This is a genomic window from Agrobacterium larrymoorei (assembly GCF_005145045.1).
Lineage (GTDB): Bacteria > Pseudomonadota > Alphaproteobacteria > Rhizobiales > Rhizobiaceae > Agrobacterium > Agrobacterium larrymoorei.
The window spans coordinates 1,594,013-1,614,442 of the sequence record NZ_CP039691.1 but is presented as its reverse complement, the minus strand read 5'-3'; the positions used below and the strand labels follow the sequence as shown (position 1 = coordinate 1,614,442).

26 protein-coding genes are annotated in these 20,430 nt (G+C 56.4%); 11 read left to right on the top strand and 15 right to left on the bottom strand.

The window, feature by feature from the left end:
- The 3 genes from CFBP5473_RS07655 to CFBP5473_RS07645 all read right to left on the bottom strand — a co-directional run bounded on the left by CFBP5473_RS07655 (position 1) and on the right by CFBP5473_RS07645 (position 2,470).
- Positions 1 to 1,188, bottom strand: coding sequence for a DUF2336 domain-containing protein (locus tag CFBP5473_RS07655; protein ID WP_051441106.1), 1,188 nt, complete (start codon positions 1,186 to 1,188; stop codon positions 1 to 3).
- Between the two features lie 95 nt (positions 1,189 to 1,283).
- Entirely contained in the window at positions 1,284 to 1,889 is a 606-nt protein-coding gene (locus CFBP5473_RS07650) for a flavin reductase family protein (RefSeq protein WP_027673262.1), read from the bottom strand.
- The gene (locus CFBP5473_RS07645) at positions 1,889 to 2,470 is read right to left on the bottom strand and encodes a nitroreductase family protein (RefSeq protein ID WP_027673263.1); all 582 of its coding nucleotides are present in this window, start codon (positions 2,468 to 2,470) and stop codon (positions 1,889 to 1,891) included. Before CFBP5473_RS07645 ends, CFBP5473_RS07650 begins: the two co-directional genes overlap by 1 nt.
- Before the next feature lie 99 nt (positions 2,471 to 2,569).
- Here CFBP5473_RS07645 and CFBP5473_RS07640 point away from each other — a divergent pair, with 99 nt between their 5' ends.
- Together CFBP5473_RS07640 and CFBP5473_RS07635 are read left to right on the top strand one after the other, a co-directional pair.
- Positions 2,570 to 3,550: a hypothetical protein gene (locus CFBP5473_RS07640; protein ID WP_027673264.1), complete on the top strand. Its 981-nt coding sequence runs from the start codon at positions 2,570 to 2,572 to the stop codon at positions 3,548 to 3,550.
- A 73-nt stretch (positions 3,551 to 3,623) separates the two neighbouring features.
- Complete coding sequence (locus CFBP5473_RS07635; protein WP_136954332.1) at positions 3,624 to 3,980, top strand: hypothetical protein; 357 nt, start codon at positions 3,624 to 3,626, stop codon at positions 3,978 to 3,980.
- 30 nt (positions 3,981 to 4,010) lie between these two features.
- Here the strand turns inward: CFBP5473_RS07635 and thrS are convergent, their stop codons facing one another.
- The 4 genes from thrS to CFBP5473_RS07615 all read right to left on the bottom strand — a co-directional run bounded on the left by thrS (position 4,011) and on the right by CFBP5473_RS07615 (position 7,381).
- Complete coding sequence (thrS, locus tag CFBP5473_RS07630) at positions 4,011 to 6,017, bottom strand: threonine--tRNA ligase (protein WP_027673266.1); 2,007 nt, start codon at positions 6,015 to 6,017, stop codon at positions 4,011 to 4,013.
- 109 nt (positions 6,018 to 6,126) lie between these two features.
- Positions 6,127 to 6,561: a DUF2267 domain-containing protein gene (locus tag CFBP5473_RS07625; protein ID WP_027673267.1), complete on the bottom strand. Its 435-nt coding sequence runs from the start codon at positions 6,559 to 6,561 to the stop codon at positions 6,127 to 6,129.
- A gap of 7 nt (positions 6,562 to 6,568) precedes the next feature.
- On the bottom strand, positions 6,569 to 6,931 hold the full coding sequence (gene yidD / locus CFBP5473_RS07620) for a membrane protein insertion efficiency factor YidD (protein WP_084631369.1): 363 nt from the start codon (positions 6,929 to 6,931) through the stop codon (positions 6,569 to 6,571).
- Between the two features lie 3 nt (positions 6,932 to 6,934).
- The gene (locus CFBP5473_RS07615; RefSeq protein WP_027673268.1) at positions 6,935 to 7,381 is read right to left on the bottom strand and encodes an iron-sulfur cluster assembly scaffold protein; all 447 of its coding nucleotides are present in this window, start codon (positions 7,379 to 7,381) and stop codon (positions 6,935 to 6,937) included.
- Positions 7,382 to 7,667: 286 nt separating this feature from the next.
- Here CFBP5473_RS07615 and folE point away from each other — a divergent pair, with 286 nt between their 5' ends.
- The 3 genes from folE to CFBP5473_RS07600 all read left to right on the top strand — a co-directional run bounded on the left by folE (position 7,668) and on the right by CFBP5473_RS07600 (position 9,843).
- Complete coding sequence (gene folE, locus CFBP5473_RS07610; protein ID WP_027673269.1) at positions 7,668 to 8,294, top strand: GTP cyclohydrolase I FolE; 627 nt, start codon at positions 7,668 to 7,670, stop codon at positions 8,292 to 8,294.
- Positions 8,295 to 8,326: 32 nt separating this feature from the next.
- Positions 8,327 to 8,788: a phosphoribosyl-AMP cyclohydrolase gene (gene hisI / locus CFBP5473_RS07605; protein ID WP_027673270.1), complete on the top strand. Its 462-nt coding sequence runs from the start codon at positions 8,327 to 8,329 to the stop codon at positions 8,786 to 8,788.
- 101 nt (positions 8,789 to 8,889) lie between these two features.
- Positions 8,890 to 9,843, top strand: coding sequence for a patatin-like phospholipase family protein (locus tag CFBP5473_RS07600; protein WP_027673271.1), 954 nt, complete (start codon positions 8,890 to 8,892; stop codon positions 9,841 to 9,843).
- Between the two features lie 42 nt (positions 9,844 to 9,885).
- Here the strand turns inward: CFBP5473_RS07600 and CFBP5473_RS07595 are convergent, their stop codons facing one another.
- Positions 9,886 to 10,320, bottom strand: coding sequence for a CBS domain-containing protein (locus tag CFBP5473_RS07595; RefSeq protein WP_027673272.1), 435 nt, complete (start codon positions 10,318 to 10,320; stop codon positions 9,886 to 9,888).
- Between the two features lie 152 nt (positions 10,321 to 10,472).
- Positions 10,473 to 11,219, bottom strand: a complete 747-nt coding sequence (locus CFBP5473_RS07590; RefSeq protein WP_027673273.1) for a rhomboid family intramembrane serine protease — start codon at positions 11,217 to 11,219, stop codon at positions 10,473 to 10,475.
- Between the two features lie 168 nt (positions 11,220 to 11,387).
- Between CFBP5473_RS07590 and CFBP5473_RS07585 the strand changes: the two genes are divergently transcribed.
- Entirely contained in the window at positions 11,388 to 11,948 is a 561-nt protein-coding gene (locus CFBP5473_RS07585) for a PAS domain-containing protein (protein WP_051441107.1), read from the top strand.
- Positions 11,949 to 12,048: 100 nt separating this feature from the next.
- The gene (locus CFBP5473_RS07580) at positions 12,049 to 12,663 is read left to right on the top strand and encodes a PilZ domain-containing protein (RefSeq protein WP_027673274.1); all 615 of its coding nucleotides are present in this window, start codon (positions 12,049 to 12,051) and stop codon (positions 12,661 to 12,663) included.
- A gap of 7 nt (positions 12,664 to 12,670) precedes the next feature.
- Here CFBP5473_RS07580 and CFBP5473_RS07575 read toward each other — a convergent pair whose 3' ends face one another.
- Complete coding sequence (locus CFBP5473_RS07575) at positions 12,671 to 13,003, bottom strand: hypothetical protein (RefSeq protein ID WP_136954331.1); 333 nt, start codon at positions 13,001 to 13,003, stop codon at positions 12,671 to 12,673.
- Positions 13,004 to 13,185: 182 nt separating this feature from the next.
- Between CFBP5473_RS07575 and CFBP5473_RS07570 the strand changes: the two genes are divergently transcribed.
- Positions 13,186 to 13,797, top strand: a complete 612-nt coding sequence (locus CFBP5473_RS07570) for a transglutaminase-like cysteine peptidase (RefSeq protein ID WP_027673276.1) — start codon at positions 13,186 to 13,188, stop codon at positions 13,795 to 13,797.
- 227 nt (positions 13,798 to 14,024) lie between these two features.
- On the opposite strand, the gene CFBP5473_RS07565 is transcribed toward CFBP5473_RS07570, so the two are convergent.
- Positions 14,025 to 14,459, bottom strand: coding sequence for a DUF1489 family protein (locus CFBP5473_RS07565; RefSeq protein WP_027673277.1), 435 nt, complete (start codon positions 14,457 to 14,459; stop codon positions 14,025 to 14,027).
- Between the two features lie 65 nt (positions 14,460 to 14,524).
- A complete protein-coding gene (locus CFBP5473_RS07560) occupies positions 14,525 to 15,928 on the bottom strand; it encodes an L-serine ammonia-lyase (protein WP_027673278.1) in 1,404 nt (467 codons plus the stop codon).
- Positions 15,929 to 16,602: 674 nt separating this feature from the next.
- Here CFBP5473_RS07560 and CFBP5473_RS07555 point away from each other — a divergent pair.
- The gene (locus CFBP5473_RS07555; protein ID WP_027673279.1) at positions 16,603 to 16,956 is read left to right on the top strand and encodes a hypothetical protein; all 354 of its coding nucleotides are present in this window, start codon (positions 16,603 to 16,605) and stop codon (positions 16,954 to 16,956) included.
- Here CFBP5473_RS07555 and CFBP5473_RS07550 read toward each other — a convergent pair.
- Positions 16,951 to 17,706 (bottom strand): phosphodiester glycosidase family protein, encoded by a 756-nt coding sequence (locus CFBP5473_RS07550; protein ID WP_027673280.1) that lies wholly within the window; start codon positions 17,704 to 17,706, stop codon positions 16,951 to 16,953. The genes CFBP5473_RS07555 and CFBP5473_RS07550 overlap by 6 nt on opposite strands.
- Positions 17,707 to 17,929: 223 nt before the next feature.
- Between CFBP5473_RS07550 and CFBP5473_RS07545 the strand changes: the two genes are divergently transcribed.
- Complete coding sequence (locus tag CFBP5473_RS07545; RefSeq protein WP_027673281.1) at positions 17,930 to 18,646, top strand: ParA family protein; 717 nt, start codon at positions 17,930 to 17,932, stop codon at positions 18,644 to 18,646.
- Between the two features lie 64 nt (positions 18,647 to 18,710).
- Here the strand turns inward: CFBP5473_RS07545 and CFBP5473_RS07540 are convergent, their stop codons facing one another.
- Positions 18,711 to 18,872: an entericidin domain-containing protein gene (locus tag CFBP5473_RS07540; RefSeq protein ID WP_027673282.1), complete on the bottom strand. Its 162-nt coding sequence runs from the start codon at positions 18,870 to 18,872 to the stop codon at positions 18,711 to 18,713.
- 128 nt (positions 18,873 to 19,000) lie between these two features.
- Complete coding sequence (locus CFBP5473_RS07535; RefSeq protein ID WP_027673283.1) at positions 19,001 to 19,903, bottom strand: LysR family transcriptional regulator; 903 nt, start codon at positions 19,901 to 19,903, stop codon at positions 19,001 to 19,003.
- A 237-nt stretch (positions 19,904 to 20,140) separates the two neighbouring features.
- Here CFBP5473_RS07535 and CFBP5473_RS07530 point away from each other — a divergent pair, with 237 nt between their 5' ends.
- Positions 20,141 to 20,356 (top strand): hypothetical protein, encoded by a 216-nt coding sequence (locus tag CFBP5473_RS07530; RefSeq protein WP_027673284.1) that lies wholly within the window; start codon positions 20,141 to 20,143, stop codon positions 20,354 to 20,356.
- Positions 20,357 to 20,430: the final 74 nt, after the last annotated feature.

The following is a 20,430-nucleotide window of genomic DNA, read 5'->3' as shown; positions in this document are numbered from 1 at the left end:
TCAGGCGGCTTCCGCCACGAGATCGTGTGCAAAAGAGCGAGCGCGCTGGCGCTGGTCGCCGATATGCAGTTTTTCGATCATCGAGAGCAGTTCATGAAGGTTGGCGTCCGCATCCACCTTCGAGAACTTCTGGATGAGCCTGGCTGATACCTCATGGACTGCGCCGCCATAGGGCATTTCCGCGGCATCGCGCCAGAGCAGGGTTGCCTCGAGAAAGACTTCCAGCACCGTACCGAAAAGGCCGGTGGACTGGTAAAGCGCCTTCATCGCATGGTGCCTGCCCGTTGCGAGAATGGAGCGAACGCGCCGCTCTTCAAGCCCGGAAAGATTGGAGATGGCTTCTGCAAAGAAGTCCAGCTTGCCGGAGCATAGGACGTGGATCAGGAAAGCGGGCGTAAGCTCTCCTTTCTTGCGCAGATGTTCCACCAGAAACGGAATATCCGAGCCCGATACTTCGCCTGCGATCAACGCAATAGCTGCATCGGAGGCGTCGCGGACGATACGTTCGGCACGGGCGGCAGTAATGACATGGCAGACCATGGCTGCCGATGCGAGCGCTTTGCCGACATGCAGAACGAGAGCGTGGCGAACGTCGGCAGGAAGGTCATCCCTGTCCAGAAGCAGATTGCGAATGCTCGAATCTTCCCAGAAGCGATCCGAGACGCGACGCAGCGTGAATGGCGTGATGTGCGCGCAATGATTTTCCAGCAGGATGGCGACTTCGCACTCGCTTCCGATTTCTGCAAGCGCTGCACAGGCCCCCGGCGCAAGCTCAGGCCGCGCGCCGATCAAGGCCCGCGTCACGGAAGAACCGCGACCGATAAGATCGACCAGATCGCTCTCACGCAGCACCGGAGAATTCAGGATGACCGGGCAGGCAATTTCCGGCTGGTCTTCCGCAAGCGCCATCAGGATCGCGCGCGGCGCATCATGCGCAGACGCAAGCGCTTCTGCCAGAGCCTGACGTACTTTGGGGGATGGATCATCCAGAAGATAGGTCATGGCCATATAGGCGCTCGCCTGCTTCTCCTTCGGCAAAGTTGCCTCCAGATAAGCTTGAGCCAACGCCTTTGCGGCTTTTGCCCTATCACCCGACCGCGCCTTATCCGTCCAACGGAGAAATGCTTCTACGATCACCCCTGCACCCCAAGAAATTTTCTGCGCCCCATGGCGGCGGTGGCGTCTCATCGCGTGAGTCGTCACCAACTGCCTTGGGTACAAACTAGGGGCAAAAGGTTTACGATCAGTTTACCATTTTCATTAACCGATCAGCAGTATCTGCATCACGCCTTGGGGCGGGCAAGCTGAAAAACGTCAGAACCGCCATCGGCATAGTCCATATAACCCATGCGCGCGACGGGCCGCGCAAGCGACATATCGATACGCCCATCGCGGATGATGTCTTCGGCAATATGGATGCCCATGACCTGCCCGAACACCACCCATGAATCCGCGGGTTTGCCATCGATATCGGTGGGCTGGATGATCTGCGTGACGCGGCATTCCAATGCGGCCAGCGCCTCGGAAACATAAGGCGCATCAATCACCTGTCCGTCTCGCGCCGTTAGTCCCGCCAGCTCGAACTCATTGACGGCATAATCCACAGGCGCGGAGGATGAATTCATCTGATCGACCAGATGGCGACTGACGAGGCTTGCGGTGAAGACGCCCGTCTCACGCACGTTACGCAGGCTGTCCTTCTGCCCGCTGGAACAGAACATGACCAGCTTCGGCTTGTCCGATACGGCATTGAAAAAGGAGTAAGGCGAAAGATTGAGCGTGCCATCGTTCCCCTTCGATCCAATCCAGCCGATAGGCCGCGGCGCAACGATGGCCTTGAACGGATCGTGCGGCATGCCGTGCTGGTTCATATCCGTCGTATAGAACATCAGGCTTCACCAACCCAGGTCACCACATCCGCCAGTTCGGGGCGCGGGCGCTCTACCGGCGGGAACGTCGTGGAGCCGATATAGATGAAACCGGCCACCTTCTCGCCCGACTTGATGCCAAGCTCCGGCCCGAAGGATTCGTCATAGGAAACCCACTCCGTCAGCCAGTTGGCGGCGTAACCATTGGCATTGGCAGCCATCAGCATATTGAGGCAAACCGCCCCTGCCGACATCAGCTGTTCCCATTCCGGAATTTTCACATGGGGTGCAGCAGTGCTGACAACGGCAACGATGACGGGCGCGCGGGTAAAGCGCGTGCGTTCGACGTTCTGAAAATCCGCACTCAATTCAGGATTTTTCTGGAGAGCATGCTTCAGCGCCGCTTCGCCAAGGCGCTTGCGCTCTTCACCGCGATAGACGATGAAGCGCCATGGAGCAAGCTTTCCATGATCGGGCACGCGAACGGTCAGCCGCAAAATCTCTTCGAGCTCAGCCTTATCCGGGCCCGGCTCGGCAAGCTGGATTGCCGGTGTCGAGCGGCGGGTGTTGAGATAGTCGATGAGCTTGATATCAGTTTTCATGTTCTAACCGTTCCATTCGCGTGCAAAGGTCTTGAAATAGCCATGCGGTTCGGATTGAAGTGGTCCCAGAAAATCAAGAAGTCAATCCGGTTGAGAGAAATGACGTCCATCAAATTCGCGGCTGGTCTTTGCGCGGCGCTTCTCTCTGTTGCCGCAACGCACGACGTCGCGTTCTCGCAGGATGCCTTCAAGGAATTCAAGCAGCTTGGCGGCACACCCAAGATGCCGAAGCTGAACGCCTTTTCCGCGCCATCCAATCCCGCAACGGAAACCACCACGTCTCGCGACATCCTTCTGGAAGCCAAGCTGACGAATGAGGGTGCGCCGATGATGGAGGGCCTTTCCTGGCGCGTCTTCAGCCCCATTCCCGGTGCCGATGGCAAGCTGCCAATGTTGGCAAGCTCCGAAGGTGGATCTGCCGAATTTCACCTCGCCCCCGGCGATTATTTCGTCAATGTCGCTTTCGGCCGCGCTGGCGTTACCAAGAAACTCAGCATCCCGGAAAGCGGCAAGATCGACAAGCAGGTGTTGATTCTGGATGCCGGTGGCTTCGTGCTGAACGCGGTGGCGGGCAGCGACAAGCATATTTCAGCCAATCAGCTAAAATTCTCCATCTACTCATCCGACGCCTCCGAGAGTGGCGAGCGCAAGCTCGTCATGTCCGACGTCAAACCAAATACCATCGTGCGCCTCAACGCCGGTACGTATCACGTCGTGTCAGAATATGGTGGCGTAAACGCGGTAGTGCGCGCGGATATTCAGGTGGAAGCAGGCAAGCTTACCGAGGCGACGCTTCAGCACCATGCCGCACAGGTCACGCTCAAACTCGTGTCGGAACATGGCGGCGAAGCGATTGCCGACACGGCCTGGTCCGTCCTGACCGGCGCAGGCGACGTGGTGAACGAAAGCGTCAGCGCCTTCTCCACAATGGTCCTTGCAGACGGCGAATATACCGCAATCGCCCGCAACAAGGACAAGGTCTACCAGCGCAACTTCAAGGTCGCCTCCGGGCAGGATACGGATGTCGAAGTGCTGATGAAGGACCAGGCACCGGAAGATGCGACTGGGGATTTTGAGTAAGGCCACCAACTTCCCATCTTTTAACATTTGAGAGGCCTTGATTTCAAGACCTTGAGACCGAGGTGCAGCGGCATTGGACGTTTACTACTCGCCCTCAGAGAAAGCACATCAACTCTCGGATCTTATCGTAAAAATCAACGATCTAATTCTCGTGATGGAGACAACAGAGCCGTACCGGAAGCATCTTCCTGCACTGTTGGCAGCACGCTGCGCCGCAGAAAAGCTAATGGAAAATCCGCTTTCGCAAACAGCGTTGAATGCACTTGCCGACAGCCTGCCAAAACTCATTCCACCCAAATTCGATCCGCCTTTGGAGCAAAATGAAAAAGGTGAGTGGCATTTAGCCGGATGGTATCAACGGTTCATCGAGAAATACGAACCATTTTCTGTCGCAGCGCAGACGATCAGAGAAATCGGCTATATAAAGTAACGGCGCCCTTAGGCGCCGTCGTATCATTGTTTAAGCAGCCTTCGCGGCTTTCGCAGCGCGTTTGCGCTTCACGTCCGGCGGTGTCGCTTCGTCCACCAGATTGGCCAGTGCCTCATCCAGCGTGTAGGAGGTCTGGGCCTGAGAGCCGAGGCGGCGGATGTTGACTGTGCGTTCTTCCGCTTCCTTTTTACCGCAGACCACGATGACCGGAACCTTCGTGACCGAGTGCTCACGGATCTTGTAGTTGATCTTTTCGTTGCGGAAGTCGGTTTCCACGGAAAGACCAGCCTCGCGCAGCGCCTCGGCTACTTCGCGACCATAGTCGTCGGCATCCGACGTAATCGTGGCGACGACGACCTGAAGCGGGGCGAACCAGAGCGGCATGTGACCGGCGAAGTTCTCGATGAGAATGCCGAGGAAGCGTTCCATCGAGCCGCAAATGGCGCGGTGGATCATCACTGGCTGGCGCTTTTCCGAGGCCTGATCGATATAGAAGGCACCGAAGCGTTCCGGCAGGTTGAAGTCTACCTGCGTTGTGCCGCACTGCCATTCGCGACCGATGGCATCCTTCAGCGTATATTCGAACTTAGGACCATAGAAAGCACCCTCGCCCGGCAGAATGTCGGTCTTGATGCGACCTTCCGACTGTGCCTCGATGGACTTCAGAACGTCGGTCATGACGCTTTCAGCACGATCCCAGACCTCGTCTGAGCCAACGCGCTTTTCAGGACGCGTGGATAGCTTGACCACGATTTCCTCGAAGCCGAAGTCCTTGTAGACCGACAGGATCAGCTCGTTGATGCGCAGGCACTCCGCCGCCATCTGCTCTTCGGTGCAGAACACATGCGCATCGTCCTGCGTGAAGCCGCGAACACGCATGAGGCCGTGGAGTGCGCCGGATGCTTCATAGCGATGCACGTTGCCGAACTCCGCAAGGCGAACAGGCAGCTCTCGGTAAGACTTCAACCCGTGCTTGAAGATTTGAACGTGGCCGGGGCAGTTCATTGGCTTCAGGGCAAAGACACGGTTATCCGCTTCCTCGTCCTTTGGGTGGGTAAAGGCGTAGGCCGATTTCACGGCAAACATGTTTTCCTGGTACCAGCCCCAGTGACCGGAGGTTTCCCACAGCGAAGCATCCAGCACCTGAGGCGCATTGACTTCCTGATAGGTGCCTTCCAGCTGGCGGCGCATATAGGCCGTCAGGGTCTGGAACATGCGCCAGCCCTTGCCGTGCCAGAAAACCACGCCCGGGCCTTCTTCCTGAAAATGGAACAGGTCCATTTCGCGGCCAAGGCGGCGGTGATCGCGCTTCTCAGCTTCGGCCAGAATGTGGAGATACTGATCCAGCTCTTCCTGCGTGGCCCATGCGGTGCCGTAGATGCGTGTCAGCATCGGGTTGTTGCTGTCGCCACGCCAATAGGCACCGGCAACCTTCATCAGCTTGAAGGCCGTTCCGATCTGCCCGGTATTGGCCATATGCGGGCCACGGCAAAGGTCGAACCAGTCGCCCTGATAATAGATTTTGAGGTCCTGCCCCTCGGGGATCGCATCGACCAGTTCGACCTTGTAGTTCTCGCCCTTGGCGGCAAAGACTTGCTTAGCCTTTTCGCGCGACCAGATTTCGCGCGTGAATGGCTTCGCGCGACCGATGATCTCCTTCATCTTCTTTTCGATCTTAGGCAGATCTTCCGGTGTGAAGGGCTCGTTCTTGGCAAAGTCGTAATAGAAGCCGTTTTCGATGACCGGGCCGATGGTAACCTGCGTACCGGGCCACAATTCCTGCACGGCTTCAGCCATGACGTGCGCGGCATCGTGGCGGATGAGTTCCAGCGCCCTCTTGTCGTCACGGGTCACGATCTCGATCTTGCCATCGATGATGGTATCGGAAAGGTCGCGCAGATCGCCGTCGAGCGCGATGGCTACGGCCTTCTTGGCAAGCGATTTCGAAATGGATTCGGCGACATCACGTCCGGTCGTACCTGTCGGATACTGACGAACGGAGCCATCGGGAAATGTAAGGGAAACGGCTTCTGACACTTTAATTCTCCTGTCCAGTCCCGCCAACGAATGCGGGTGGGGATTCGAGCCAGCCAAAGGGGCTGGCAATGCAGCGCGTGGATACTGAAATTTGCCAAGTCAGTAAAGCCTATTCGACTTCACCCTTGAAACCCCAAAAATACATCGCCTCCGGCGACACCGATTTGAGAAAGGCCAGCAACGCTCGTTCATCGATATGGGAGCGCAGAGCTGCCACCACATCCTGAATGGCCGTATTCGGAGAAAGATTGTGATTGTGCCTTAGCGCCATCACCTCGGCTTGCATCTGTTCCATTGTGCCAAAATCAGCAACGGGCTCGTTGATGTTCCAGTCTTTTACGAAAAGCGCACGCAGTCCGACATTCAACAGACCGGCAAATGCAAGCCCCTGCTCGGCTGTCAAACGTCGTCTGAAGACACGAAGAACAGCCTCGAGCGTCGTGAATGCTCGGTGTGTGGTGCTCACCATAGCTTTATCGCGAACATCGACAAGCACAGCTTCGAAATCTCGAGAAGCCTGGGTAAATTCTTGAGGTACGGTCATCGATAAATCACATGTTTTGTTTATTGATGGTCCAAAATTTCCAGACCTGCCAGAACCGGATTGCGCTCAGGTCCTGCGGCACCGGATCAAGCCCGCTCGTTCCACCCGGCCCGCATCTTGCGACCCGAAACAGTGTCATCCATCCGCCAGACCATAAACCATGCCGCGCAACTGCCTCGTATCCATACTCGGAGCAGGTGGGGATATGGCGGCATGAGTTGCCGATGAAGCCCGAAAGCGTCAATTGATAGAACCTGATCAATCCAATGCCGAGCAGACGGCCCGGCGTCTTGCGAAAGGGTCCGCTCCAGTTGCGAGACCGGGAAACACGCTGCGCCGGTCCGTGATTACATCCGGTTTGACCGCACATCTTTCAACTCGCCGCGGATAGTGGTGATTTCGCCTCGAGCTGGTCGAGACAGTCGCAGACTGCTTCAAAAGTCAGCATGGTGGAGGCATGGCGGGCCTTGTAATCCTTGACGGGTTTCAGCACCCGCATGGCCTCGAACCGTCCATCCGGCCCCTCACCGCCATTCGTCAGCATGTCGATCATGTCCTGCCGCGCCTTGCGGATTTCAGCGGTGCTGGCACCGACGACATTGTGCGCCATGATGGAGGACGAAGCCTGCCCCAGCGCGCAGGCTCGCACCTCGTGGGAAAAGGCCGACACGATGTCGTCTTCCAGTTTGATATAAACCTTGACCTTGGAGCCGCAGAGTTTGGAGTGCTTCTGCGCGCTCGCATCCGCATCCGGCATGGCGCCGGCAAGCGGAATGTTACCGGCAAATTCCAGAATGCGATTGTTGTAGATGTCGTCCATTTTCAATGATCCAAACAGAAAGCGCGGGCATGAGGTCGCAACTGCTTACAATTTTTAAACGATGTGTCGTTGACGAGAAAGCTTTTCTGCCCTGCCCGAACATAATATGTTATTCCATATGGCGGACATCAAGTTTGCATGAATTTTAACCGCGGCGGGAATGAAACGATGTCCAGTGTCTTGCCAAAAAGCGGAAAAACAACCAGATAGCTGCAACGGAGCGTGAAATCGCGCTTCTCGGGATTTAATTCAGGTGTGGCCTTGAACCACATCGGGAGATGAAAAAATGGATGCAATCGTGAAGAATTTCCCCGGCGCAGGCGCAATCGACGATGCGGTCGATTCTCGCCCAACGCAGGCCGAAGCCGAAGAAGCCGTGCGCGTTCTTCTGCGCTGGGCCGGCGACGACCCGACCCGTGAGGGTCTTCTCGACACGCCAAAGCGTGTGGCAAAATCATATCGCGAGCTGTTTTCCGGCTACGATCTCGAGGCGACGAGCGTGCTCGGCACCTTCTTCGAGGAAGTTGGCGGATATGACGACATCATCCTCGTGCGGGATATTCCGTTCTATTCTCACTGCGAACACCACATGGTGCCGATCATCGGCAAGGCACATGTTGCCTATCTGCCAAGCGGTCGCGTTCTCGGCCTGTCCAAGATCGCACGCGTGGTGGAAATCTTCGGTCGCCGCCTGCAGACGCAGGAAACCATGACGGCGCAGATCGCATCCGCCATTAACGACACGCTCAAGCCGCGCGGCGTGGCTGTCATGATCGATGCCGAGCATATGTGCATGTCCATGCGAGGTGTGCAGAAGCAGGGTTCCACGACCCTGACGACAAGCTTCACCGGCACGTTCAAGTCCGAGCCTGCCGAACAGGCACGCTTCATGTCCATGGTGCGCAACCGCTAACGCGGTCTGCGCCCTCTCCCTCAGAGGTATCGATGTCCGCGACATTTCCAGCAGCGCCTTCGGACAAACAGGCGCTGGAGGCCGCTGGCCTCTTCTCTCCGAAATTCGACAGCAATGGATTGGTAACGGCAGTCGTTACCGATGCGAAGGACCGCCAGCTTCTGATGGTGGCGCATATGAACGCCGAAGCTCTCAAGCTTACTCTGGAAACGGGCGTCGCGCATTATTACAGCCGCTCCCGCGACAAAATCTGGAAAAAGGGCGAAACCTCCGGCAATCTCCAGACCGTGCGCGAATTTCGCACCGACTGCGATCAGGATGCCGTATGGCTAAAGGTCTCCGTCGCGGGCCATGACGCCACATGCCATACGGGGCGCCGCTCCTGCTTTTATCGCACCGTGACATTGGAGAACGGCGACGCCGTTACCACGATCACGGATGATGAGCGGCATTTCGATCCAGCCACCACCTATGGTTCAAATTCCCCGTCCTGATCACGACAATCTTTCCCATTTCTTTGCCTTTTGCTACGACTATGTGACAGAGCCGGGAGGAAATTTGCGGCTCGTTGCAGATTGGACCAGGAGTGCTTTGAATGCTTGGGTGGGGAATAAACCGCGATAATCCATCGACTGTCACCACTTTGGATAATCTGGAACAGAGTGTTCTGGCGCCCAAGCCAACGCTTCCGCCCAATCGTATCGCGCTTGCTCTGGGCGGCGGTGCGGCGCGCGGGTGGGCGCATATCGGCGTTTTGCGCGCACTGGATGAAGCGGGCGTCAAGATCGGCATGATTGCCGGAACCTCCATCGGCGCGCTCGTCGGCGGCTGTTATCTTGCTGGCAAGCTGGATGAACTGGAAGAGTTCGCCCGCTCCCTGACCATGCGGCGCATTGCCGGACTTTTGGACCTGACCATCGGCGGCGGCGGGTTGTTCGGCGGCATGCGGCTGACCAAGCGCATGCAGGAGCATCTCGAAGGTCTGAACATCGAGGATCTCGAGCATCCTTTCATCGCTGTCGCCACCGAACTGCGCACCGGCCATGAGGTCTGGATCCATCAGGGTGACCTGATCACCGCGCTGCGCTCCTCATACGCCTTGCCCGGCATCTTCGAGCCGGTTCGGTGCAATGGCAGGACACTGATCGATGGCGCGCTGGTCAACCCCGTTCCCGTTTCCGTCTGCCGCGCTTACGAGCAGGCGCTGGTGGTGGCGGTGAACCTCAACTATGATATTTTCGGGCGCTCTGCCGTGGTGAAGCATGCCGCAGGTCCAGCCACCAACCAGCCACTGGTCAAGACGCCGACAGACATACAGTCGAAGATGGGCTTGCCGGGCGTGATGGTTCAGTCGTTCAACATCATTCAGGACAGAATTTCACGCGCGCGCTTGGCGGGCGATCCGCCGGATCTGACGCTGCACCCGCGCATCAGCCAGATCGGGCTTTCGGAATTTCACCGTGCGGCGGAATCCATCGATCAGGGCTATGAAGAAACCCGCTCGCGAATTCCTGAATTGAAGCGGATGCAGCAGGTTTTTCAGCCGTGACGAAAAAAGAGAGCGAGGCTTTGCCCGCTCTCTTGGGAAAGCTCAGCCCGCGATATAAGCCTTGATATGCTCGGCTTCCGCTTCGATTTCACCGATGCGGGATTTCACCACGTCACCGATCGAGATGATCCCGGCCAGACGACCGTTAGCCTCCACAGGCAAATGACGGAACCTGCCGCCGGTCATGATCTCCATGAGATCATCGGTGGTCGATTCCTCGCTACAGCGGGTCACGTTCTTCGTCATCACATCGGAAACGGTTGTCTTCAAGGCAGCGGCAGCTTTGGCCGCGACGGCGCGTACCAGATCGCGCTCGGTGAAGATGCCGAGGACCGCGCCTTTATGATCGGTAACGACGACTGCACCGATACGGTGTTCGTAAAGCGTGACTGCGGCATCGGCGAGCGTCATATCGGGATCGACGGTTACGACTTCCCTGCCCTTCAGATCGAGAATCTCTTTAACAAAGACCGGCATTTCTTACCTCCTCTTCGATGGCCGATATCTGCCGCGACCAGTCTCCTCCCCGGCCTCGGCAAATCATGATGCCAATTATGTGCGCCCGACTCGGGCGGAAAGCAACAGCATTTCCAGTCGGTGAAAACTTCAATCGATTGAGTATGTTCCGACTATTCGGAGACCTTGCGATCAAACAAACCGAAAAGAAGGAAGCCGAAGAAGAAGCCGAAAATATGGGCGTCCCAAGCCACTTCGCCCGCCATATCACCGAAGAGTGGCACGCCGAATGCAATCAGGAAATTGCCTGCCAGCCACATGATGGTGAAGATCAAAACGGTGCGGTTGCTGAGCGCCTGAAAAATGCTCTGCCGAGGCAGCAGGTGACCATAGGCCGGGTGGTAGCGCTGCCCTCTAGGCGGAAAGGCAAAGCGGCAGGCTGCGCCCATCAGCGCCGAAACAACGCCAGAAGCGCCAATCAAAACGGTGACGCTGCCCCAGTGGAGAGCAGTGTGCCCGAAGGCGGAAACAGCCGCAGAAATGATCCAGAAGATCGCAAAGCGCGCAGTGCCGATGCGGCGCGCAACAGGTGCGCCGAAAGCCATCAGCCAAAGCCCGTTGAACAGAATATGCTCGATGCCACCATGCAGGAAAGAATAGGTAACCGGCGTCCAGAGCCACTCATAGCCCTGTTCCGCCAACGAAACGACGTAGCGTGCCGGGATGAAACCGAAGGTGAAAAGAAACCAGCCATATGTCTCATCGGAGAACAGATAGGTCGAGGCCAAGTGGATGGCGATCATGAAACCCAGGACGCCGACAAGCACGGATGGCAGATTGAAAACGGGCTCCCTTTGGGTCGGCTGCTCTTCGCGCGGCTCTTCCGTTTCAGGCAATTCGCCGCCTTCATGATGCGTCATGGAGCTTCCCGTTCCTTAGCTTGAGTCTCGTCTTTGACAGATATAGGAAGGGTTGCTGAAATAAAAGCAGCTCCTCTGGCACGAAAATCGCATTACCTCCCTTACCCTGCAACATGACGTGCAGAGCTGTTTCAAAACAATACGTTTTGATGCGGCGGAGAGAGCATCATGAAGAACGCTACGAGCCTGGAGCTCTATCATTACTGGAACAATCTGCGCGGATCGCGAGCCGCACCATTGCGCAATCACGTCGATCCGATGGCGATCAGGAGCATTCTGCCTGATCTTTTCACGCTGAAAAACGAAAGCTCAGGCAGCGAGCCGGTTTTTAGCCTCACCGGAACACGTCTCTATAATCTGTTTCAGCGCGAGTTGCGCGGAATGGCATTCGCTTCCCTTTGGGAAACTGATGCAGCCGCTTTTGCGACTAGGATTGTGTTTGGCGTTCAAGAACATGGCTTGCCCGTGGTCTTCGATATAGCCGGGGGATATACGGATAACCTCCCTGATATATCGCTCGAAATGCTCCTGCTGCCGCTGGATGAGGATGCTGGAGGGCGCCGCCGTATTCTCGGCTGTCTCGGCAGCGAGCCTGCAATCAGTGACTTTTCCCGCCCTCTGGATCATCTGAAACTGCTGAGGAGCAGGCTGCTGGAAGTCACGCCACAGGTTTATCCAGGAGCATCGAATGATGTATCAATCGATCTATTCTCGCGCTTGCGTGGATAAAGGAGATTTAGCTGGATTATTGGTGTAGTACAAAACCGTCTGTTAACCCGGACATTGTAAACAGCGTCTATCGTTGCTTCTTATAACATAGCGCAGATCCATGTTCGCATCACGTTCAGTCAACACCTTTGCCGCACATAAGCCAGCCGAGACCGTGGAATCGGCAGGCAGCGTAAGTGTGGGCCTGTCCGGTCGCCTGATGTTGCCGAGCGAAGACGAGTTCGATTGCACTGCAACCGAGATGACTGCCGAAACGGCAAAGTTCACCTGCTTTGCGCGCCCAAGCCGCGGCGAGCGTATCATTGCCTATCTGCAGCATATCGGTCGCCTTGAGGGCAAGGTTGCGACGCTGACGCCGGATGGCTTCACGATTTCCATCGCCGCGACAGAACGTAAACGGGAAAAGCTTGCCGCCCAACTGGCCTGGATTGCCAAGCGCCAGGCACTCGGCTTGCCGGAAGACCGACGCCACGACCGTCTATCGCCGCGCAACCCGAAAGCCGAGCTGATGTTGAACGACGGGAACCTCGTTCCCTGCCGCATCATCGACCTTTCGCTTTCCGGCGCCGCTATTGAAATCGACATTCGCCCGGAAATGGGCAGCAATGTCCGCCTCGGCAATATGGCAGGCCGCATAGTCCGCCATTTCATGGAAGGCGTCGCTATCGAGTTCGACAGCGTTCAGTCCAAGGACGCTTTGATAGAATTCCTCTGAGACGAGTTCATTCGGCTTTTCGATAACCGGCGGCGCCCAGCGTTCGCCGGTTTTTTGTTGTCATTTTCCGTTTTCGAACGTCGATAATCCGGTCGTATCGGCGGATACTTGCCTGTGCCAAAGCGGGAAAATCAAGAAATTTCAGAAAAATCGCAGGAAATTTTGGTTGAAAACGAGATTTTTTCGACAATTTTGGAGCGAAAACAGCCTGTTTATAGCGGTTTTTCTGCTGATTTGGCAGCGTAAACATGCTCAACAAGAGGTTTACGTGGGCGATATTACCCCAAAATCGCATTCCAGCATTAACCTTCAGATTTGCAGAGGCCTTCAAAACCAGCATTTTCAGACTACCACACACGGGCAACACTCTAACGCGATTGATAAGATTTTACTCAAATTCAATTCAAATAAGCATCAAATAAGCCTTTGATTTTGCTAAATTAAGCTTCGAATTTGAGCGCGGTTTTTTGCGTGCGGTCAAAACGTCGCTGGCATTGTCTTCTCACAACGGGGAGACAAGAAATGAAAAACTACAGCCGTTTTGGATTTATCGTCGCAGCTCTTATCGCAGGTGCATTCGCCTCACAGGCAGAAGCATCGCCAGCAGCTGCAATGCGCATCATCGGCAAGGCAAACCCGCCGATTGGCCATTACGAGTTCTGCCAGACTTATCAGAGCGAATGCCAGCCTACGTCAGCGGATATGGGGCCACTGAAGCTGACGGAAGAAACCTGGAAGACGATGCTGGACGTGAACTACACGGTCAACACCACCATCACGCCGATGACGGATATGGAGCTTTATGGCGTTGAAGAACGCTGGGCCTACCCCACCACCGCTGGCGACTGCGAAGACTTCGTGCTGCTGAAGCGCAAGATGCTGATGGGCAAGGGCATTGCGGCCTCCAACCTGCTGATCACCGTCGTTCTTCAGCCGAATGGCTCCGGTCACGCCGTTCTGACCGTTCGCACGGATCGTGGCGATTTCATTCTCGACAATCTGCGCAACAAGGTCATGGACTGGTCTGAAACGGAATATACCTACCTGAAGCGTCAGGATTCCAACAATCCGGGCCGCTGGGTCAAGGTACAGGATGGCCGCAACGTCAGCGCGGTTGCCGGCATTAAGAACTGATCGCCTAGCGCATCGGCACAAAAATCGGAATCGATTTTTGTAAAGCACGATGCGTAGGTTCAAAGAGTTAGAGCGTCCTTTGTGCGTCCTCAAGGACGCACGGCGCTCTAAGACGGCCTCCCCGCCGTCCACCGCGATATCTGGCCCGGCCACCCTACCCCGTCTCAAGGCCGAGCCATTAGAGCCGGTTCCGTTGCCCCCGGAACCGGCTTTTCTTTTGCTTGAATTCAGAGCAGTCCCAGTTCCGCCAGTTCGCGGCGAAGGTCCGATGGCATATCGTCGGAAAGACCGGCGCCTCCGAGATCGCGGGGAGCTTCCTCGTCTTTCAGATAACGCCAGCCCTGAAATGGACGTTTCGGCGCGGGAGAGGTTTCGATGACCTCCGGTCCAAGCACCAGATCGCAACGCGTGATGCCGTCCCCGCCGGTGAAGGAGCGGATATCGAGAAGCTTCTGACGCGCCTGAACCTGCCCTTTGATCACCCAATAGAGCGAACCGCCTTCCAGCAGTTCCTCCATGCGTTTGGGGATCATGCGCGTGGTATGGACGCTGTGCGGCTCCAGACCCGCCGCAATGGCGGTGAGTGAACGCTGCGAAACCCAATCCCGCAGATCCTCGATAGAATCCGCGCCGACGCAAAGCTTGATGAGATGTAGAGCCATATCGCTATCAATGCCGTTTTGACAGGCGCGTCAAGCGCCCGTCATTGCGGTTATATGCCAAGTAGTCAGCATTCCACCACATTCACCGCAAGGCCACCCGTGGAGGTTTCCTTGTATTTTTCGCTCATATCGTTGCCGGTCTGGCGCATGGTTTCGATGCAGGCATCCAGCGGCACGAAATGCTGGCCATCGCCCTTCAACGCGAGCGAGGCCGCTGTGACCGCTTTGACTGCGCCGAGCGCATTGCGCTCGATGCAGGGCACCTGCACCAGACCCGCGACCGGATCGCAGGTCATGCCGAGGTGGTGTTCCAGCGCAATTTCCGCAGCATTTTCAATCTGCGCCGGAGAACCGCCCATGACAGCCGCCAGCCCTGCCGCGGCCATTGCAGCAGCGGAGCCGACTTCGCCCTGACAGCCGACTTCCGCGCCGGAGATCGAGGCATTGTGCTTGATGATGCCGCCGATGGCGGCTGCCGTCAGAAGGAAATCGCGGATGTCGTCGACCGATGCATCCTCATGGAAATGGCGGAAATAGCGCACGGTGGCAGGCACCACACCGGCAGCGCCATTTGTCGGCGCGGTGACGACGCGGCCACCCGCCGCATTCTCCTCATTGACGGCCATGGCGTAGACGCTCAGCCAGTCATTGGCGAGCACCGGGTTCAGCCGGTTGCTGCGCCACTCGGCGTTCAGCTTGTCATGAATGGAGCGCGCGCGACGACGGACCTTGAGACCGCCGGGCATGATGCCCTCGCCTTTCAGGCCGCGTTCGATGCAGCCGTTCATCGCCTCCCAGATTTGGTCGAGACGATCATTCAGCGCATCGCGACCCATCACTGTTTCTTCGTTGGCGCGTTTCATCTGGGCGATGGTGCGACCGGAGCGTTCCGCCATCTCCAGCATCTCCTTGGCGGAGGCGAAGGGATAAGGCACTTTCGGTCCGTTATCGATTGTCTTGCCGCGCTGGCGCATCGCCTCCAACTCGGTATCCGTCACCACGAAACCGCCGCCCACCGAGTAGTAGATGCGCTTCAGCAGCATTCGGCCCTGATTATCGAAGGCAGAGAATGTCATGCCGTTGGCATGGCCGGGCAACGGGTTTTTCTTGTCGAAGATCAGGTCTTCAGCCGGGCGGAAGACATAAGACGGATGGCCGGGTGGCGTGACCAGACCGGAGCGTTCCACCTTTTCAATGATGCCGTCCATCGCATCGGGATCCACCTGATCAGGCTTCTCGCCGGTCAGGCCCAGAACGACGGCGCGCCCGGAACCGTGACCGATGCCGGTAAAGGCGAGAGATCCGTGAAGGCTGACCCTGATGGCGGAAACGGAAGCGCCCGAAGGGCGTGGCCATTCATCCGAGAGGATGAGATCGAGAAAGCGGCTCGCAGCCGACATCGGTCCCATCGTGTGCGAACTGGATGGTCCGATGCCGATTTTGAAAACGTCGAAGACCGAAAGAAACATATGCCTGCTCTGTCCTATGTATAGACTTATTCGGCTCAGTCTATCTGAACCTCGCGGGCGCAGCCACATCAAAAAACGGGCAAAACTATAGTGGCCGCGACATGGGGCCATGCAAGGCGCCCAAAACGAAAGAAGCACGGCTCTTGGGAGAGACCGTGCTGCTTTGCATGAAATTCATTAAAAAGAGAGATTATTACGGCGTGCCAAAAATATAGGTCAATGCGAGAAAAGCGGCAAAGCCTGCAAGTGCGCGTATCGTTACACCCCAGCAGGATTTCTGAGCGGTTTCTTCCATGATTACTCCAGCGTGTTCACTCTCCGGGCGGCTCTTTCGGCGCGTCCCGTTGGCGCAATCATTTATTAAAAATGTATGACGAACGCAAATGCAAAAAGAGGCTAAAGCAAGGCGATTCTTGCGATCTGCTATACGCCCAGTGCATAGGTGCAATATAAAACAATAGCTTACCGAACCGTTCCGATACACTCGCTGAGCACCGCATGTCTCAATTTCGACCAAAGTGTAAATGCGCTAAGAATTTGTGAACCATTCTGGTCCGATTGACTGTGGATATCTCCTTGATCGTCAGGCTTTACAGGCATTCCGGGCGGCGCCGCTTGAAAACCCTCGGCGGCTGGATTACCCGGACAGCACAACTCAATCGAGGCGGGGAATCATGCAGGCCACACCATCCACCTTTCCGGACCGTGAGACGGTCGCATCCAGAATTGCCACGCTCAATCCTGACGATCAGGCCTGGCTCAAGCTTCTGCTGGAAAACGCGCTTCAGGATGAAAATCTGTTCGAAGGACTGCATCTGTTTCTGGACCAGCAGACGCAATCCAGCTTCCTTAACTCCCTGAAGCTGGAAAAATGCGGCCAGTGGTTTGGCGATAACGCGCCGTCGCGCCTGCAAATCCGTTTGCACGAAGTTGCGAAAAGTAGCCAGCATCCCGCTTACGCCGCCTTCAAGGCCGGCGTTGCAAAATCCGGTGGGCTTGAGAAGGCTTATCCGAAGTCGCCACTATAAATCGGGCACACGGTCCACGACGGCGATGATCGGTCCCATGGGGAACAGGTCGTCCCGTCGCCCCATGGCGGGGATATCGGCGCTGGAAATAGTTCCGTCCAGATAGAGTGCATTCGGCGAATGAAGCGCGTCGCGGAAAAGCGTAGCGAAATCGTAGAAGCGGACCGGGTTTTCGGATATCGCGAAATGCACGACACCATCCGGTGACACGCCTACCCCGTTTCTGCGCTTGAAGCTGTCGCTATCGGCCAGAAAGCGCGGATGCAGTTTTCCATCGACGACCAGCATCGGCCCGGACTGCGTCGCGAACTCCGGCTTCTTGTTGGCATTCAGATAGGCGCTGGTTTCCAAAACGCCCGCTCCACCCTTTTCGATGAAGAAGACGCCATTTGGCTGCATGTGAAAATTGCCCCAGCCGCCACTCGTACTGATCGACGTCGTTTCGTTACCATTCTCGATGTAAAGACCGACCGCCGAAAGATCGCGGTGATACATGCCGCCATTCATGGCGAAGACAATGAACTGGTGCTGACGCCACAAAGCCGATGAAAGCGCGGAGAAGGAGACGTAGGGTTCCCCGGTCATATAGTCGCGATGATAAAGCCTGATCTCGCTTTTATGCGGGTCGAAACTGCAAACCGTGTAGTTGCCACCCTGATGTTCCAACTGCTGACAGTAGGAGGGCAGCTCCGCTCCACTTGCGGTCGTAGTAAACAGCAGCGACAGAAAATATCCTACAAACTTCCGCATCTTCCCTCTTGGCGCATTCCCAGAATCATCGTTTCATTAGTGAGAAGCGATAAGCATTCAGGCAGACCAGAATAAGGCCCAGAGCGTTTCAGGCGGAATTTGCGCCTGATTTGAGGCCTCCGCGTTTACATAACAAACAACAAACAAAAAATCCGCGCCATGATGAAGCGGGTGTCGAACACGGGCGATGATAAGGCTCGAACACACCTCAGGGGTTCAGAGAATGCCAATCATTACGTTTGCAAACACCAAGGGCGGCGCCGGTAAAACCACGGCTGCCGTCATCGTCGCCAGCGAGCTGGCGCGCATGGGCCATAGGGTCACGCTGCTGGATGCCGATCCGCAGCAATGGGCGTCGCGCTGGCACGGCCTCGCAAAAGCGCAGAAAAACCTGTCCGTCATCTCAGACGTGACGGACGAAACCCTCGACGGTCAGATCAAGGATTTGAAGAAGCGCGGCGGCTATATTCTGATCGACCTTCCCGGCGGGCGTTCGCCGCTTCTGGCGAAAGCCATCGGCTTTGCCAGCCACGTCTTCGTGCCCGTGCAGGGCTGCGCCATGGATGCTGTCGGCGGCGCTCAGGTTCTGGGTCTTCTCAAGGATCTGGCGGATAGTTGCGATATCCACATTCCACACTCGGTCATCCTCACCCGCATCAGCCCCATCATCACCACCCGCTCCATGCAGGCGGTGAAGACGCTTCTGGCCGAGAAGATGGTGCGCGTGCTGGATACGCCGCTGATCGAACGCGCTGCCTATCGAGACATGTTCGTAACCGGCGGTTCTCCGCAGACAATGGACCCGGAACGCGTCAGCAATCTGGATAAGGCGCGCGAGAACGCGGAAGCATTGGCTCTGGAAGTTCTCAAACTCGTCCCGACAAAGGCTGCGGCGGCAAAGGCACCGAAGGCTGCAAAGCCGCTCAAGAAAGCCGCATAAGAAACACGCAAACAAAAAAGCCGACGATCGCTCGTCGGCTTTTGATATTCTGAGGCTTCCCGGATTAACGACGCGCGGCGCGATCTACGCTTCGGCCTGCATCCTGGGTGGCGTTTACGGCGTTTGCCGTATCGCGGCCCACACCGCGAATGGTGTTGCCGCAAGAACTCAGGCTAACAACCGTTACCAGAACTGCTGCGATGGTTGCGAAAACGCGTGTCGTCATGCTGGATACTCCCCTTAAGTCTGCGAGCGCAGACACGATCCGATATTACAACCGCACAACGCAAGAAATTGAGCCTGGTTCCACGTCGTCTCAAAAAAACGTGAGCAGTTGAACCCGGCTCAGCATTTTTAGGCAGCGACCGGCTGGGCAACATCGCGGAAAGCATTGCGTATGCTGTCTGCGACAGCCTGCACGGGACGCGACGGTTTCTCGCTGGTGATGAGGCGAATATCGAAGCAGCCAAGCTCCGGCAGACCTTCCTTTTCACCAAGGATCACCATGTCGTTCTGCACGTAGGAACGCGGCAGCGGAGCAATGGCGAGATCGGCCTCGATAGCGGCTCTCTGGGCCATGGTATGACCGCTGAGATAAGCGACGCGATAGCTTCGGTTCTTCTTCTCGAGAGAGTTGATGGCTTCCGAGCGCCAGATGCAGCCATCCTCCCAGATCGAGATCGGCAGCGGATCGCGCAAATGTGCCGTGCCGCATTTTGCGCCAGCCCAGACCAGCCGCTCGCGCATCAACACCTCGCCCGTGTCCCGCAGCGGATGCGCAGAACAGTTGACGAGAGCGAGATCGAGCCGCTGCTCATCCATACGCTTATAGAGTTGAGAACTGGAATCGATGGTCACATCCACCATGATTGCCGGAAACGCCTCGGCAAAGCGCTTCAGAATACCCGGCAGAAGCCCACGCTCGCCGATGTCCTCCGGCGCGCCAAGGCGCACGACGCCTGAAAGCTCCGGCATGACGAAGCGGGAAACGGCTTCGTTGGAAAGCGCAATCATCCGCCTTGCATAGGTGAGAAGCGTTTCGCCATGAGCGGTGAGCGTCACGGAACGCGCATCCCTGAGAAAGAGCGTCGTCTTCAATTGCTCTTCAAGCTTCTTGATCTGCATGGAAACCGCAGATGGCGTGCGGAAGACGACTTCCGCTGCTGTCGAGAAATTACCTGTTTCCGCAATCGCGACGAAGGTCCGCAGAATATCGTTGTCGAGCAGAGGCAGAGGCTGGCGAAAGGAAACTGTCATGGCAGGTAGCCTTCAATTTTTCTGAACGATATATCGATATCATTTCGTTTGATTGAATGTCAATAACGCGGCAATCTTCTCGTCATGGAGAAAATGCATGTCTCCAACCGACCGATCGAAGCGTGATAACCCACCACAAAATGTCATAGGTGGCATAAATTACATTCGATTGATTGATGACTTACTCAGGCGCATATCAATAGCGTCTAAATATGACAGATCATAAGGAGCATTGTCATGACCATGATAACCTACCACGGCGAAAGCGGCTCATCGCTTCGCCGCCACTCATCAAGCTGGCTCTCGCGCCTCGTGGGCCTCGGAACCGATCTCTACGCTTCATGGCGTCGCAGACAGAACCTTCGTGTTCTTGAAAACCTGCCCGCAGACACATTGAAGGACATCGGATGGCCAACGACAGACAACAAGCGCATGCGCACTGTTCGCAAATAAGCGCTGAACTTTCAGAACAATAGTGGCTCGCGAGATATTCTCTGCGAGCCATTTTTTTGCGCTGCGGAACAAAC